Raw genomic sequence first — 16,926 nt, forward strand, 5'->3', positions numbered from 1 at the left:
CTAATTTAATATAATTTATCAAGATTGTACTAAGACTTTGATCTACTCATTTTTTAAATAAATACTGAAGATTCTTGCAGACTATTGGATTAATTTTCATAAGCCCACTAATCTTTAGCTATCCCAACGGATCGTCGAAAATCTGAACAAGTCATTGAGGGTGTGATTTGAGCGGTTCGTTGCAGAAAAATCCTAATATTATTACAGGAATATATCATGACTACATACCAAACAGCGATTGATGCAATTCGCGAATTAAAAGCGAAATTCGGTAACACTTGGGCAGACATCAGTCCTGAAGATGCTGCGCGTATGCAACTTCAAAACCGTTTCAAAACTGGTTTAGACATTGCGAAATATACAGCGGCAATTATGCGTCGTGATATGGCTGCTTATGATGCAGACTCTAGCAAATACACTCAATCACTAGGTTGCTGGCACGGTTTCATCGCGCAACAAAAAATGATTGCGAACAAAAAATACTTCGGTACAACTGAACGTCGCTACATCTACCTTTCTGGTTGGATGGTTGCAGCGCTTCGTTCAGAATTTGGTCCACTTCCTGACCAATCTATGCACGAAAAAACGTCTGTTCCTGCATTGATCGAAGAAATCTACACTTTCTTACGTCAAGCTGACGCGAAAGAATTAAACGACTTGTTCCGTGCACTTAAAAAAGCACAAGAAGCGGGCGACACTGCTAAAGCAGCTGAAATCACTTCACAAATCGACAACTTCCAAACTCACGTTGTGCCAATTATTGCGGATATCGATGCTGGTTTCGGTAACGAAGAAGCGACTTACTTACTTGCTAAGAAAATGATCGAAGCGGGTGCTTGTGCACTACAAATCGAAAACCAGGTTTCTGACGCGAAACAATGTGGTCACCAAGCTGGTAAAGTAACAGTTCCACACGAAGACTTCATCGCGAAAATCCACGCTCTTCGCTATGCATTCCTGGAAATGGGTCTTGACGACGGTATTATTGTTGCACGTACTGACTCTGAAGGCGCTGACTTGACTCAAAAAATCCCAGTGGTTAAAGAGCCAGGCGACATCGCTTCTCAATACATCAGCTACTTAGACACAACTGAAATCGACATTTCAGAAGCGCAAGAAGACGAAATCCTGATCAAGCGTGATGGTAAACTTCACCGTCCTAAACGTCTTGCTTCTGGTCTATACCAGTTCCGTGAAGGCACGCAAATCGACCGCGTCGTACTTGACTGTGTAACTAGCCTACAAAACGGTGCTGACCTGCTTTGGATCGAAACTGCGACGCCTAACGTTGCTGAAATTGCTCACATGGTTAACCGTGTACGTGAAACAGTTCCAAATGCGAAACTTGTTTATAACAACTCGCCTTCGTTCAACTGGACTTTAAACTTCCGTCAACAAGCATATGACCGTTGGGTTGCTGAAGGTAAAGACGTTTCTGCTTACGACCGTGCTAAGTTAATGAGCGCTGAGTACGATGCAACTGAACTGGCTGCTGAAGCTGACGAAAAAGTTCGTACATTCCAGGCTGACGCTGCTCGTGAAGCGGGTGTGTTCCATCACTTGATCACACTTCCGACTTACCACACAGCTGCGCTTTCTACTCATGAGCTTGCTCAAGGTTACTTCGGTACTGAAGGTATGTTGGCTTATGTTGCTGGCGTACAACGTAAAGAAATCCGCGGCGGTATCGCATGTGTTAAACACCAAGCAATGGCTGGTTCTGACATCGGTGATGACCACAAAGAAATCTTCGCTGGTGACAATGCATTGAAAGCTGGTGATGATTCTAAAAACACAATGAACCAGTTCAGCGCTTAATCCGCTCAATTGATTCACCAAAAAACCCTGCAGATGCAGGGTTTTTTGTTTGGAAAAATGCTATTAATAAATAGGGAAGAGCAATCTCAAGAATATGCTCAAGAGGGATTATCCATAATTTCTCCATGATTGGTTTTTATCGCAGTTTTTATGTGTTTAATTCTTGCATTCTAGTGCTATGTCACTGAATATTTCGATATAGCATACTTATGTTCTGCATCAATTTACCCCTATTTAATTAAAAGTGACCCGGACTTATGCTGTCTAAATTTTTTATCCACCGCCCGATCTTTGCTGGGGTACTGGCGATTGTTGTCATGGCAATCGGCTTGTTCGCAGTGATGAACCTGCCAGTGGAACGTTATCCGGACATTGCCCCGCCAAGGATAACGGTGGCAGCAACTTATAGCGGTGCTTCTGCAGAAACTGTGGAAGAAAGTGTGACTCAAGTGCTGGAACAGCAAATCAAAGGCATTGATCATCTGCTGTATTTCAGTTCGAGTAGTGATTCTTCAGGGCGCAGCCGGGTCAGTATTAGCTTTGAAAATGGCACCGATCCGGATACCGCACAGGTTCAGGTACAAAATGCGATTAATGGGGTACTCAACCGATTACCGGAAGATGTACAACGCCAAGGCGTTAATGTCTTTAAATCGCTCGGTGATACCCATATGGTGATCAGCCTGTATGATGAGTCGGGGCGCAGCAACAATATTGAACTTTCCGACTATCTGATGACCCATCTGGAACAGGACATTTCCCGGATTGAAGGCATTGGTGAGGTGGATGTTTTTGGTTCACAATATGCGATGCGGATCTGGCTGAATCCGGCAAAATTAAAACAATATAACCTGATGCCAAGTGATGTGCGTGCTGCGATTGAAGCCCAGAATACTCAGGTCGCTGCTGGTGCGATTGGTGATCTTCCAGCCATAGACGAGCAATACCTGAATGCCAAAGTTACTTCGGGTTCACGGCTAAAAACTGTAGAAGAATTCCAGAATATTATTGTCAAATCGGATCGTGCCGGCAGCTTTATTTATTTGAAAGATATTGCGCGGGTAGAACTGGGTGCTGAAAATTATCAGTCTTATAGTACCAATAATGGTTATCCATCAGCAGGTCTGGGTATTTCACTGGCCTCAGGGGCCAATGCCATTGCCACCTCTAATCTGATTAAGGCTGAAATTGCCCGTATTTCCCAGCAATTGCCTGAAGGCTATAAAATTGCTTACCCACGTGACAATACGCCCTTTGTACAAGAATCAATTAAAGAAGTGATCAAAACCCTGATCGAAGCTGTGATCTTGGTCATCATTGTGATGTTCATTTTCTTGCAGAACTGGCGTGCCACTTTGATTCCCACCGTGACTGTTCCGGTAGTGATTTTGGGTACCATGGCGGTGTTGTATGCACTGGGTATGAGTGTCAACACTTTAACCTTATTTGCGCTGGTTCTGGCGATCGGCCTGTTGGTGGATGATGCGATTGTTGTGGTGGAAAACGTCGAACGGCTGATGCATGAAAAGCAACTGTCTGCCAAGGACGCTGCCCTGGAATCCATGCAGGAAATTAGTGGGGCACTGATCGGGATTACGTTGGTCTTAACCGCAGTCTTTATTCCGATGGCTTTTTTTGGTGGATCGACTGGCGTGATCTACCGCCAGTTTTCTATTACCTTGGTTGCGGCGATGTCGCTGTCCTTAATGGTGGCCTTGATTCTAACCCCAGCATTGTGCGCGCTTATTCTAAAACCGAATCCTAAACCGGCAAAATGGGCGTCCTGGTTTAACCAGAAACTGGAGCATTTAAAATATCGATATCTGAATCTGTCTAAACTCACGATTCAGCGTCAGGCGATCTGTTTGCTGCTGTTTGCCGGATTGATCAGTGTTTTTGCGCTGTTCTATCGCGCTTTGCCAACCAGTTTTTTACCGAGTGAGGATCAGGGGATTTTAAGCCTGCAGATTAAATTGCAGGAAGGCGCCCCGATGAAACATACCATTCAGATCGGTGAAGAAGTTCGTAAGTATTTTCTGGATCAGGAACAAGTCAACGTCAATCTGGTGATGATCCGTTATGGGCGAAATTTCTCTGGAACTGGTCAGAATTTGGCGACCGGTTTTGTGGCATTAAAACATTGGGATGAGCGTTCCGGTCAGGACAATACTGCACAAGCGATTCGTGAACGGGCCTTGAAGCATTTTCAAAGTAATCGCAATGCACAAATTAACGTGTCCATGCCAGCTTCAGTCAATGGTCTGGGACAAACCGATGGTCTGGATTTCTGGATTCGAGATATCAATGGCAATGGCCGGCAATATCTGGAACAGCAATTTAAAGCGCTGGAAGCTCGGGCGGGCAACTATACGAGCTTTGAAAATCTGGGCAAACGTTCTAATCCTGACAAAGCAGAACTACGTGTCAATATTGACCAGAAACAGGCCATGGCCAATGGCCTGACCCAATCGGCGATTAACAGTACCTTATCCAGTGCCTGGGGCGGCAGTTATATCAATGACTTTATTGATCGCGGCCGGATTAAACGGGTGATCATGCAGGGTGATGCTGAATTCCGTTCCAAGCCGGAAGATCTGGCACAGTGGCATGTACGAAATGACCAAAATCAGATGGTGCCTTTCAGTAACTTCTCGCAAGTGGGCTGGAGTGGTGGCCCTGAAGTGGTCAACCGTTTTATGGGTTATACCGCATTGCAAATGGAAGCGGATCGGGCCAAAGACAGCAGTTCCGGCCAAGCCATGCAGGATGTGGAAGCTTTGATTGCCGAGCAGGAGGGAGTCGATGTAGTCTGGAGCGGTCTTTCTTTCGAGGAAAAACAGTCCAATAATCAGGCGATCTGGCTGTATCTGATTTCGATCGGTTTTATTTTTCTCTGTCTGGCGGCTTTATATGAAAGCTGGAGCATTCCAACCGCCGTAATGTCAGCAATTCCACTGGGGATTGGTGGCAATATTATTTTCAGTTATCTGGCTGGTTTCCCGAATGATATCTATTTCCAGATTGCCTTGCTGACCACCATCGGTCTGTCCTGTAAGAATGCCATTCTGATTGTAGAGTTTGCTTCATTAGCACAGCAGCAAGGCAAATCGGTAGTAGAGGCGGCACTAGAAGGTGCGTCTTTACGCCTACGTCCAATTTTGATGACTTCTTTGGCTTTTGGCGCAGGGATTTTACCGCTGGTCTTTGCTACAGGCGCAGGTGCGGTGAGTCGTCAGGAAATTGGGGTGAGTGTATTTGGTGGTGTCATTTTTGGAACATTGCTGGTGCTGATTTTTATTCCATTTATGTATGTTTTGATTCGCCAACTCATCATCAAAAAATCGCGTGCTTAAAACAAAGGAAAACTCTAGAGCTTAAAAATCCCCGTTTATACGGGGATTTTTTTATCGTTAAAATTTATCCGATAGCTGGTTGCGTTTTCAGCATGGTGTGAAAATTGCTATAGAAATCATCTATTCATACAAGAATGCGTCGTGAGAATGCATCTGATGGGGATTTTTATTCATGTTGTCACGCTTTTTTATTTATCGACCTAAATTTGCAACCGTGATTGCCATTATCATGATGGTATTAGGAATTTTTGCACTGCAAAAAATTCCGATTGAGCATATGCCGAATATGGATGCACCTGCGTTAGGTGTTTCTGCGGGGTATCGTGGTGCATCTGCGGAAACCGTTGAGCAATCGGTCACGCAAATTTTAGAACAAGCGGTAAAAGGCATTGAAGGTTTGGAAAGCTTTCAGTCCAACAGTAGCGTGGGGCGTGCAAATCTGGCCCTGTCGTTTGAGCAAGGCGTGGATCTCGATCAGGCATTGTTGCAAGTGCAAAATGCGGTCAATGGTGTGCTAAGTCGATTGCCTGAAGAAACCCAGCAAAATGGAGTGGCTGTTTATAAACAAGGTTATGATCAATTTGCATTACTGAGTTTATATGATGAATCAGGGAAGGCGACACCGACAGAGCTTGCTGACTATTTAATGGTGCATGTCGAACCGCGTTTTTCCCGTATTGACGGGATGGGTGAAGTGGAGCTTTATGGCGCAGGCTATGCGATGCGCATTTGGCTCAATCCACATAAACTACGCCAATTTAATTTGATGCCGAGTGATATTCGCAATGCAGTCGAGACACAAAATGCACCACTTGTGTCTGGTTCTATTGGTGGATTACCGACAGCACAAGATCAATACATGAATGCCAAGGTCAGTGCGGGATCACGTTTAAGTAGCATTGATGAATTTGAAGAAATCATTGTGAAGACAACAGATTCAGGTTCAGTACTGTACTTGAAAGATGTTGCACGTGTTGAGTTGGGGGCAGAAAGTTATAACCATTTAAATTATACCAACGGTCATTTATCCGCTGCATTATCGATTCAATTGGCGCCACGGAGTAATGCCATTGCGGTTTCAGAGCAGATGCAAACGGTATTGAAAAATGCCCAAGCCAATTTGCCTGCACATTATCAATTGCGTATGACTATGGACAGAACCCCATTTATTACCAGTTCAATTGAACAAGTCGCGAAAACTTTGGTCGAAGCGATGGTACTGGTGGTCTTGGTGATGTTTATCTTCCTGCAAAACTGGCGCGCTACTATTATTCCTGCAGTCACGATTCCGATTGTAGTTTTAGCCACATTTGCGGTGCTGTATGTATTGGGAATGAGCTTAAACAGTTTTACCTTGTTTGCCCTGATTTTGGCGATTGGCCTGTTGGTCGATGATGCCATTGTGGTCGTGGAAAACATTGAACGTTTGATGCATGAAGAACATTTGGATGCTCAGGCTGCAGCTTTAAAGTCAATGAAGGAAATCAGCGGTGCATTGATCGGGATTACGTTGGTCTTAACTGCTGTATTTATTCCCATGGCATTTTTTGGCAGTATGACAGGAGTCATCTATCGTCAGTTTTCCATCACGTTGGTCGTGGCAATGCTACTTTCTTTATTGGTGGCACTCATCATCACCCCTACATTTGCAGCGCAACTGCTAAAACGTCAACCACATCAACCAAAATGGGCACAGCGTTTTAATCGTGGCATGGATAAGCTCACCATACGTTACCAAAAGCTTTCTGCACGTAGCATGCAGTTTAAAATGACGATGTTGGCTGTATTTAGTATATGTGTTTTAGGCTTTGGCTGGCTTTATAAAACCTTGCCCGAAGGGCTGATGCCAACGGAAGATATGGGCTTTGTCATGGGTCAAATTGTGATGCCGGGCAATGCACCACGTTCTGAGATAGAAAAAGTAGGGCGTGAAGTCCAGGACTATTTAATGCAGCATGAATCTGAGCGCATTCAAAGCATTGGGATTTGGTATAGCGGAAACAATGTTGGGGTTGGGCCTTATCGTGGTCAGCTATTTGTCGTATTAAAGGACTGGGCAGCGCGTAAAAATCCTGAAGATACCGTCTTTGCTATTGTAGATCGTGCACAAAAGCACTTTGCCAATCATGCCAATGCCCAGATTTTCTTTATGGCACCTTCTATGTCAAGTAATGGACGTGTGGTCGACTTCTGGTTACAAGATCTAGATTCACGGGGTAGCGAGTTTTTACAGCAATCCTTCTCTGAGATTGAAACTCGTGCCAAAGCAAAATCATCGATTGAATATTTACAACTTGATGTACCCAAAGAAAGTGCCGAGCTGAATATTAAACTGGATGTAGAACGTTTACTCAAATATGCCGTACCTCAGCAAAGTTTTAACAGTACGTTGGCTGCGGCTTGGAGTGGTACTTATATCAACGACTTTATTGATCGTGGGCAAATCAAACGGGTCATCATGCAAGGCGAAGCGGAGTTCCGTTCTAAACCTGAAGATTTGGCACATTGGCATGTCCGTAATAGCAAAGGCGAAATGTTATCGTTTAATCAATTCACTACGCTGAATTGGCAAGGTGGACCGAATAGTATAAACCGTTATATGGGCTATAACGCCGTGCCTGTGTATGCAGGTATTCCCAAAGATCAATTTTCGAGTCAAACCATGCAAGATGTCGAAGCTTTAGTCGATGAACAAGACGGAGTAAATTTGGCCTGGAGTGGAGCCGCCTTAGAAGAAAAACGTAGCAGTGGGCAAGCTATTTTCTTGTATCTAATTTCGATTGCCTTTATTTTCTTATGTTTAACGGCACTCTATGAAAGCTGGACGATTCCTGCTGTGGTGTTGACCGCGATTCCTCTGGGCGTGGGAGGAAGTATTCTGTTCTGTGTCTGGTTTGGTTTTGCGAACGATATTTACTTTCATATCGCCTTGCTGACGACTATCGGTCTGTCCTGTAAAAATGCAATTTTGATTGTAGAGTTTGCTGCACAAGCAGAGCGGGCAGGTCATACTCCGGTTCAGGCCGCGATAATGGCTGCGGGCTTACGCTTGCGTCCTATTGTCATGACTTCCATTGCATTTGCAGCGGGTGTATTGCCTTTGATGTTTGCCACGGGCGTCAGTGCAATCAGCCGGCAGGAGATTGGCAGTAGTGTTTTTGGTGGGGTGCTATTTGCTACTGTCCTGGTACTGCTGTTTATTCCCTTTATGTATGTATTGATCCGTAGTCTCATGATTAAAAAAACGGTTTCTCAATCAGTGGTGATAGAGCATCCATCTTTAGAAAGTGAACAAGCCTGACTCAGTCAGGCTTTTTTCTGGCTAAATATCGAGGAATTGATTTATACAAAAAATATCGTCATATTGCAGCATGATCATTAAAATTATTCACATGAAAAATTAGGATACATAGGGATCAGGACAAACATCTCTTGAATGCCAGACTTTTATAATGAGCTGCTTATGCCGACAATTTCAGAAAAAATCCAGCATATCCAACAACAATTACATTCTGAAAATCACGACATCGCTGTAGGTTTACTCAGTCAGCTGAATGTCGCCGATCAGGCGCGCATTTTAAGTCGTTTAGATGCTCGGCAACAGGCCCGAATTTTAAGGGAACTGAATGAACCAAGCTTGGTCTATGCTTTTATGCCCCTAGGGCAGCAGTTAAACGTGACAAAGTACTTATCCATTTCAGAACTTGTTCCCATTCTGGACGCAATGCCCTCTGATGATTTTGTCGATATTTATAAGCAGTTTTCGCCGCCGCTACAGCTGCAATTGATGAGCGCATTATCTGAAGAATCCCAGCAGACACTCAAAGATCTGGCCATCTATCCGGAAGGTACAGCGGGTGCCATGATGAGCTCAAGTTTTGTGACGCTCTCACCCGATTTAACCATGGATGAAGCGATACAGGCTTTACGTGTGGTGGCCGCCGGGCAGGAAACCCTGTATTTGATTTATATTGTCGATGCAGAAGAACGGCTGATCGGTGTGATTTCCTTAAGGCAGATCATACAGGCCTTACCTGAGCTGAGCATTGCCGAGGTGATGCAACGTGACGTCATTTCTGCTCAGGTAACAGATGATCAGGAAATTGTAGCTCGAGCCTTGGCCTATTATGATTTTATTGCTCTGCCTGTAGTTGATGCACAGCAAAAACTCTTAGGAATTGTTACTTATGACGATGCTATGGACATTGTCGAAGCCGAAACCACTGAAGATATTTTAAAGTCGGGTGCAGTGACACCGTTGACTGAATTGAGCCTTAAAACTGCCCCGATTTTGACCCTGTATCAGAAGCGGGTCTTTTGGCTGGTCATTCTGGTTTTTGGCAGTCTGCTCTCGGGAATCGGCATTGCACACTTTGAAGAGATCATTGCCGCACATATCGTGTTGGTATTTTTCTTACCGCTTTTGGTGGGTAGTGGCGGGAATGCCGGTTCGCAATCAGCCACCTTGATGGTGCGTGCCTTGGCCACAGGCGATGTCGAATTTAAGGATTGGTTTAATTTGCTCAGTCGCGAATCTCTGGTGGCGCTGTGCTTAGGCGGCACTATGGCGATTGCGGTATCCATTCTGGGTTATATTCGGGGAGATATTATGGTAGCTGTGGTGCTGGCCATCAGTATGCTCGGGATTGTGTTGACGGGCTGCCTGATCGGCATGAGTCTGCCTTTTATTTTAAATAAACTCAAACTCGATCCTGCCAGTGCTTCGGCGCCGTTAGTGACTTCTATCTGCGATGCTACCGGTGTGATTCTGTATTTATTCGTTGCTTCCAAATTATTGTTTTAATTCACAGATTGATACATCAGCCTAGAAAAAATACTTTATGCTCAAGAAAATCAGCATTATTTCTGGAATAACTTATGCCTGAGTCTGGACAAAAACCAAAATTAAGCCAACAAGAGGTGATACGTCTGGAACGTGATCTGGCCAAGTTTGCCAATATGATGGACTCCGTGGTGCGTATTCCGTTTACCAAGCAAGGGGTGGGGGCAGACGCAGCTTTGAGTACGATTCCGGTTGCTGGAGATATTGCCGGTTTTGTATTGACCTGTTATGCCATTCATAAGGCCAAACAGATCGGGGTTCCGAGTGCCAAACTCAATCCGGTGATGAAAATGGCGGCGATCGATGCGGTAGTAGGATTTATTCCGGTGGCAGGCACGGTCTTTGATATTTTTATTCGGCCCAGTCGCAAAGCGCTCGATGTCGTGCACCTGCATATTCGCGAGGAATATCAGATTAATAGCGATCGACATGTGGTGCATCCATTTTTGCATGAAAGTCTGGAACGCAAACAACAGCGATCTGGATTCTGGCGCAATCCTGTGGTGGCCTGGATCTGGATTCATATTCCGGATATTTTAGGCACTTTATTCCTGATTTTATTTATCTTCGCGATCGGGTGGGGTGCTATGGCGCTGTATCAATGGTTCAGCCAATGATAGGTCAGCTAAAGAATAATTAAATCCAATAAAAAAGCCTGCAATTGCAGGCTTTTCTTGAATCAAAACTCAAGTTTTACTTAAGCACAATCAAGTTGTTGCAATGCAGCGACACGCTGTTCGATGCTTGGATGCGTCTGGAACAAGGCAGCAAGGCTAAAGCCTTCTTCTTTACCCGCAGAAATCGCAAATGCTTTCATTTCTTTCGGCATGGCATCCGGCATTTCAGATTCTGCCTGTAAGCGCAGTAATGCTGAAATCATGGCTTGTTTACCTGCCAAACGTGCGCCTGCTTCATCAGCACGGTATTCACGGTGACGAGAGAACCACATCACAATCGACGATGCCAAGATACCGAACACGATATCTAGCACAATAGTAATCACAAAATAGGCAATACCCGGAGCTTCACCTTCTTCACGACCAAAGACATTGCGGTCAATAAAATCACCCGCGACACGTGCGAAGAACATCACGAAGGCGTTCACAACACCTTGGATCAGTGCCAGAGTGACCATGTCACCATTGGCGACGTGACCAATCTCATGCGCCAATACTGCACGAAGTTCGTCTTTGTTCATACGCTCAAGCAAGCCGGTTGATACCGCAACGAGAGCATCGTTTTTGTTCCAGCCAGTGGCAAAGGCATTCGACTGGTAAGAGGGGAAAATACCCACTTCCGGCATTTTAATGCCTGCACGCTGAGAAAGTTGTGCAACTTCTTGGAGCAACCAGGCTTCAGCTTGGTTACGAGGTGCATTCGGGTCAATCAGTTCAGTACCCGTGGTCTTTTTCGCCATCCATTTAGACATGAACAGGGAAATCATTGAGCCGACCATACCGAACACAAAACAGATGACCAACAGGTTGCCTAGATTCAAGCCACCTGCGCCATGGTAACTACCGACACCGAAGAGTGACAAGATAATGCCAGCTACAACCAGTACCGCGAGGTTGGTTAGCAAGAACAAACCAATCCGCATCATTGAGAAATCCTCTTATTACAGAAAAATAATCTGATTATTAAATGTAAATCATTGAAATCAATATGCGGTGAAATGGAGAAGAATTCAAGGAAAAAATAGCATTTGGCTACAAAAAACACAGGATATTTTTTGTACTAATTAAAACATAGGTCTTTAAAAACAAAGCTGTTTAGAAATTATTCACTCAAATATATTTTTGCAGATGCTGACGCATTGGCGGTGGCATATGAGCCTGCCGGTGCATCGGTGAAACTGCCATCCGCTTGAGCAATGATCTGACGCTGATACTTGGCAGCCTGAATATTGGAAGCTGTGGTGGTTCCAGTCGAATAATTGTTAGAACTGGCAATCACACGGCCAGTATCAGAAGATGCTGTATAGGCAGCACTATGATTACCTAGACCTTGAGCATATAGGTTCTGATAACGGCTGCTGACACGACGGACATAGTCCTGAGTTTCACGAAACGGTGGTACGCCCTTATATTTGGCAACATTACCTTCACCGGCATTATAGCCGGCCAGTGCCAAGGTGGTATTGCCATTAAAACGTTTCAATAACCAGGCCAGATATTTGGCACCTGCCATAATATTCTGCTGCGGGTCATAAGCATTGCTGACATTAAAACGACGGGCAGTCGCGGGCATGAGTTGCATTAAGCCCTGTGCACCGACTGGAGAACGTGCCTGCACATTAAAACCGGATTCGGTATGCATCACGGCTTTAATCAAGCCTTCAGATACACCATAGGTTTGTGCTGCCTGACGGATGATCGAGTCATAGGCATTTTTATTTTTACTATAACTTGGCAATACCGAAGCTTCACTTGAACCCCAGTTGCTATAACTGTGAATATTGCTGTCTGGATAATAAGTTTTCTTTTCGACCTGCAGGTGATTATAGCGACTTTTCTTATTGGTCAGTAAAGTACTACCATTACTGTCGCGTAACTGATAGATCGTTTGACCGGCATAAGCAAAGTGACAACAACTTGCCAATAGCAAACCACTGATTCCATAACGCCCCAAAACATGCACATTTATTTTCATTGTTTATATTAAGTAAACACAAGCGAGATAAATTTAATAAAGAGTTTAACAAAAAATTACGGAATGAAAAGACTTGTGCGATGCATTTATAAACGAGTTTGTAAATGCAAGTCATTTTTTACATTTTAGCAGTAGAAAAAAAAATATGATTTAATTTAAAACCTTAGGCTTGACAGGGTTAACTATTTGATTTTTATTAATAATTAAATTGATCAAAAAATGATCAATTCAAAGAAAAGCCTTATCTTTTGAGCCGGACAAGTTGTCAAGTCTGTTTCAATCCACAAAGTTATCCACAGCTTTTGTGGACAACTGTGGAAAAGTCCAAAAGATAAGCATCTTGACTAAAAAATGAACGCAATCGTTCAATATATCAATCTAAATAAAACATGAAAATGAAACTAATAAGACATTTTCATGAAAATAAATTCTTTTGATGCGATAGCGGTCCGAATCGGCTAAAATTGCGCGGTATTTTTTTTATGGGTTAATCTCGTCTATGTACTCGCCAGTTGAGTCCGAACAAGGATTTAATTTCAAACCTGAACTGCCAACAAGCTCAGCCTACTACCGTTTGTTGAAGAAGCTTCGCCGCCAGGTCGGACATGCCATTCGTGACTTCAAGATGATTGAAGAAGGCGATAAGGTCATGGTGTGTATTTCTGGTGGTAAAGACAGTTATACCCTGTTGGATATCCTGCTACAGTTCAAGCGCATCGCACCGATCAATTTCGATGTAATGGCTGTGAATCTGGACCAGAAACAGCCAGGCTTCCCGGAAGATGTATTACCGCGTTATTTAGAAGAAAATAACATTCCGTATTACATTTTGGAAAAAGACACCTACAGCATCACCAAAAAGTTGACGCCTGAAGGTAAAACCTACTGTGCAGTCTGTTCGCGTTTGCGTCGTGGTTCTTTATACGGTTTTGCGCAGGAAATTGGTGCGACCAAGGTTGCCTTAGGCCATCATCGTGATGATATCCTGGCGACTTTCTTCCTGAACCTGTTCCATGGCGGCAGCTTGAAAGCTATGCCTCCAAAACTGTTGTCTTCAGACAAAAAGAACATTCTGATTCGTCCAATGGCCTATGTGGAAGAAAAAGACATCATTAAATATGCAGAAATGCGTCAATTTCCAATTATTCCATGTAATTTATGTGGCTCTCAGGACAACCTGCAGCGCGCAATTATCAATGACATGTTACGTGATTGGGATAAAGCACATCCAAAACGTCTGCACAGCATTTTTGGCGCATTGCAAAATGTTTCGCCATCACAGCTAGTCGATCGTGAATTATTTGATTTTGAAGTTCTGGATAGCCAGCGTGAATTCGACTTCAAAGGTGGTGATTCAACTGAAGAAGCGGTGGAAGGCGAGAACCGCCGGATCAATATGGTTAATCTGGGCTTTGCTGCAGACTAATTTTAGAACGTGTAGACATCAGCCCGCGGGTTGATGTCTGCTTATAAACATAAATAAAAATAGAACTACAAAAATTGAACGGCGCGTACAAAATTCGTTAGCCTTTGCGCTAATGATCATGATATAACAAAGCACAAGCATAATAGCTTCAACATGATGTCGTCTGGATAGTCGACACAAATGAACAAATAATTTGAGGAAAGATCATGCCTGCTTTTTTAACTGATGATTGGTTTTCAACTGTAGAAACTCTAACTGCGCAAGCTGGCGATTTGAATTTGCCACCAGCTTTGGCGAACCTTGCGATTAATTTGGTTGTAGCGGACACTACAGGTAATACTGAACTATCTTTAGATGGTGGGGCAATCAAAAAAGGTTTGTCTTCAAATGCCAAAACCACGCTGAATATGGATGGCGAAACTCTACGTAAAGTTTTCCTAGAGTTTGATATGGCTGCTGCGATGCAGGCATTTATGACAGGTAAAATCAAAGTACAGGGTGATATGTCACAATTGATGGCACTTCAGACTGCAAAACCAAGTCAGGAACAAAAAGATTTGTTCAAGAAAGTGCTTGAAAATACTACGGCTTAATTCTGCTAAGACATTAGCCTGAATGAAGACCAAAAAAGCTTACCCTGAGGTAAGCTTTTTTTATGGCATTTTGATTAACGCTAAGGTTTCAGCTTAGATATTCACCAATTGCGGTGTGGTCTTGATATGCTCCAGATAAGCACGAATACGGGTCACATATTGCACCGCTTGACGGTAACGACCATTATTGGCTTTATTCTGATCCAGATAGGCATATAAGTTCACCCAGTTATTCGGGTTCTTGCCTTGCGACTGAATACGCTTTTGCAACTGATTCACTGCACCTGGGCCCATATTATAAGCCACTAGTGCAAACCAGTTTCGATCTGGAAAAGGAATATGATCATAGCGACTAAGCATTTGATCATAATACTTGGCGCCACCCTGAATGCTTTGAGCCGGATCAGTACGGTTACTCACGCCCATTGCTTTGGCTGTACTGTTGGTTAGCATCATCAAGCCACGCACACCCGTCGGAGAAACCGAATTCGGTTTCAGATAAGATTCCTGATAACCAATGGCCGCCAGTAAATGCCAATCCAGATCATATTGCTGAGCTGTCTGTTTAAAACTCGCTTCATAGATCGGCAGGCGATTGTTCAAATCACGTTGAATGGTGGTCCAGGATTCCTCTTTCACCACATTCTGATTATAAAATGAAGCAAGCTGCTTGATGGCACCACTTTGTTTGCCTTTGCAGACAAAAGCACTGGCCGTCTGGCTCAAAGGATCTGTAGCAGATTTAAACACCAGGTTTAAATTGGTATTCAAGCCATTACTCGACAGAATCGATTCATCGCCACAAGTGGCTGAGAATGACGTCAAACGCTTGTTTTCAATGGTGCGTATATCGGTAGTTGTCATAGCCAGATTGGCTTTACCCTGAGCAACCCATTGTAGTGCCGTATTATTATCAGGAACGATTTTAAAATCGAGCTTTACATTCAGATTGTTGGCATAGTTACGAACCAGATCATAACCGAAGCCATGTAGATGTTGTCCATCCTGAAATACGGTAGTCGGATTTTCAACCGCAACCACGGTCAACTTATTGCTATTGACCACATGATCAAACTGAAGTGTGGTCTTACTTGCATTGATACTGTGTAGGGGAATAAATGCAGTGCTCAGTACAAGTGCTTTCAAAGGGAGAGAAGAAATTACAGATCTTAGGCAAAGCCTCGACCCAGTGGATGAACTACTGTGCATGTTGTCTCCGCTACAAGTAATTTATGCCCTAAAAATCACAGCCAACAAAGCCAGAAATTTTAACAGTTTGATAAATTCAATAAGGGTTGGGCAGTCATGACGTCATTCAAAATGACAAGAGATTTAAAGATAATTATGTAGAAAAACTACATAGATTAAAAAGTAAGCATTTCCGGAAGTTGCTGGCATATTAATGATCTGAAAAACGATTGTCAAATTTTGTACACAAATTATTTTTAAAAATAATTTTAAGATATTGAAATATAAAGTTAATTTTTTTAGAATTTTACCATTGTGTTAAAATGGTAAATAAAATAATCTGTTTGTAAGTTAAAACACAGAAAATATGATCAGCAAGACGTATGAAATCCAACTTAATCACCCGTGCTGGACACGATAAATTGGTGGCAGAACTTAAGAATCTCTGGCATGAAGAGCGCCCTGAAATTACCAAAAAAGTGAACTGGGCCGCCAGTCTTGGCGACCGTTCTGAAAACGCAGACTACCAATATAACAAGCAAATTTTACGTAAAATTGATCGACGGGTCAGGTATCTCGGCAAGCGCCTCGAAGAACTAAAAATCATCGATTTTTCCCCGGAGCAGGAAGGGAAAGTTTATTTTGGTGCCTGGGTAGAAATTGAAAATGAAGAAGGCGAACAAAAAACTTTACGTATTGTCGGTGTAGATGAAATTTATGATCATCATCCGCAGCATATATCGATCAGTTCACCGATGGCACGCGCGTTATTGGGCAAGCAGGTCGATGATGAGGCCGAGGTATTGACCCCCTCCGGCAAGAAACTCTGGTTCATCAATTCAATTCGTTATGAAAAGTCAGAAAATTCAGCAGATTAATGGAATTGATTTTATTTTGTGCAGTTGATGCAGTGAAAGTATAAAAATATTTGCCAAGCGTGATTTTTGTTTATATCATGTCGGCCATGGAAGCGTGGCAGAGCGGTTTAATGCACCGGTCTTGAAAACCGACGAGGGTGTGAGTCCTCCGTGAGTTCGAATCTCACCGCTTCCG

General features: G+C 43.5%; 11 protein-coding genes and 1 tRNA gene. 9 read left to right on the forward strand and 3 right to left on the reverse strand.

What is annotated here, in order from left to right; translation table 11 throughout:
• Window positions 1-216: 216 nt before the first annotated feature.
• The 5 genes from NI470_RS13850 to NI470_RS13870 all read left to right on the forward strand — a co-directional run bounded on the left by NI470_RS13850 (window position 217) and on the right by NI470_RS13870 (window position 10,631).
• Window positions 217-1,818: an isocitrate lyase gene (locus tag NI470_RS13850; RefSeq protein WP_004280550.1), complete on the forward strand. Its 1,602-nt coding sequence runs from the start codon at window positions 217-219 to the stop codon at window positions 1,816-1,818.
• A 257-nt stretch (window positions 1,819-2,075) separates the two neighbouring features.
• Window positions 2,076-5,171 (forward strand): multidrug efflux RND transporter permease subunit, encoded by a 3,096-nt coding sequence (locus NI470_RS13855; RefSeq protein ID WP_138742919.1) that lies wholly within the window; start codon window positions 2,076-2,078, stop codon window positions 5,169-5,171.
• 172 nt (window positions 5,172-5,343) lie between these two features.
• Window positions 5,344-8,472 (forward strand): efflux RND transporter permease subunit, encoded by a 3,129-nt coding sequence (locus NI470_RS13860; RefSeq protein ID WP_253148737.1) that lies wholly within the window; start codon window positions 5,344-5,346, stop codon window positions 8,470-8,472.
• A gap of 162 nt (window positions 8,473-8,634) precedes the next feature.
• Window positions 8,635-9,975, forward strand: coding sequence for a magnesium transporter (gene mgtE, locus NI470_RS13865; protein WP_153566822.1), 1,341 nt, complete (start codon window positions 8,635-8,637; stop codon window positions 9,973-9,975).
• A gap of 74 nt (window positions 9,976-10,049) precedes the next feature.
• Complete coding sequence (locus tag NI470_RS13870) at window positions 10,050-10,631, forward strand: DUF4112 domain-containing protein (protein ID WP_153566823.1); 582 nt, start codon at window positions 10,050-10,052, stop codon at window positions 10,629-10,631.
• A gap of 80 nt (window positions 10,632-10,711) precedes the next feature.
• Here the strand turns inward: NI470_RS13870 and htpX are convergent, their stop codons facing one another.
• Entirely contained in the window at window positions 10,712-11,617 is a 906-nt protein-coding gene (gene htpX / locus NI470_RS13875) for a protease HtpX (protein ID WP_004280540.1), read from the reverse strand.
• Between the two features lie 176 nt (window positions 11,618-11,793).
• Window positions 11,794-12,666 (reverse strand): lytic transglycosylase domain-containing protein, encoded by an 873-nt coding sequence (locus NI470_RS13880; protein ID WP_153566824.1) that lies wholly within the window; start codon window positions 12,664-12,666, stop codon window positions 11,794-11,796.
• A gap of 499 nt (window positions 12,667-13,165) precedes the next feature.
• Between NI470_RS13880 and ttcA the strand changes: the two genes are divergently transcribed.
• Both ttcA and NI470_RS13890 read left to right on the forward strand, forming a co-directional pair.
• Window positions 13,166-14,092, forward strand: coding sequence for a tRNA 2-thiocytidine(32) synthetase TtcA (gene ttcA / locus NI470_RS13885; RefSeq protein ID WP_153566825.1), 927 nt, complete (start codon window positions 13,166-13,168; stop codon window positions 14,090-14,092).
• A gap of 206 nt (window positions 14,093-14,298) precedes the next feature.
• Window positions 14,299-14,685, forward strand: a complete 387-nt coding sequence (locus NI470_RS13890) for an SCP2 sterol-binding domain-containing protein (RefSeq protein WP_004280536.1) — start codon at window positions 14,299-14,301, stop codon at window positions 14,683-14,685.
• A 93-nt stretch (window positions 14,686-14,778) separates the two neighbouring features.
• Here the strand turns inward: NI470_RS13890 and NI470_RS13895 are convergent, their stop codons facing one another.
• A complete protein-coding gene (locus NI470_RS13895; protein WP_153566826.1) occupies window positions 14,779-15,894 on the reverse strand; it encodes an MltF family protein in 1,116 nt (371 codons plus the stop codon).
• Between the two features lie 362 nt (window positions 15,895-16,256).
• On the opposite strand from NI470_RS13895, the gene greB reads away from it, so the two are divergent.
• Together greB and NI470_RS13905 are read left to right on the forward strand one after the other, a co-directional pair.
• Window positions 16,257-16,751 (forward strand): transcription elongation factor GreB, encoded by a 495-nt coding sequence (gene greB, locus NI470_RS13900; RefSeq protein WP_004280533.1) that lies wholly within the window; start codon window positions 16,257-16,259, stop codon window positions 16,749-16,751.
• A gap of 88 nt (window positions 16,752-16,839) precedes the next feature.
• Window positions 16,840-16,926, forward strand: a tRNA-Ser gene (locus tag NI470_RS13905).

Origin of the sequence: Acinetobacter lwoffii (genome assembly GCF_024129115.1) — a bacterium.
Lineage (GTDB): Bacteria > Pseudomonadota > Gammaproteobacteria > Pseudomonadales > Moraxellaceae > Acinetobacter > Acinetobacter lwoffii_T.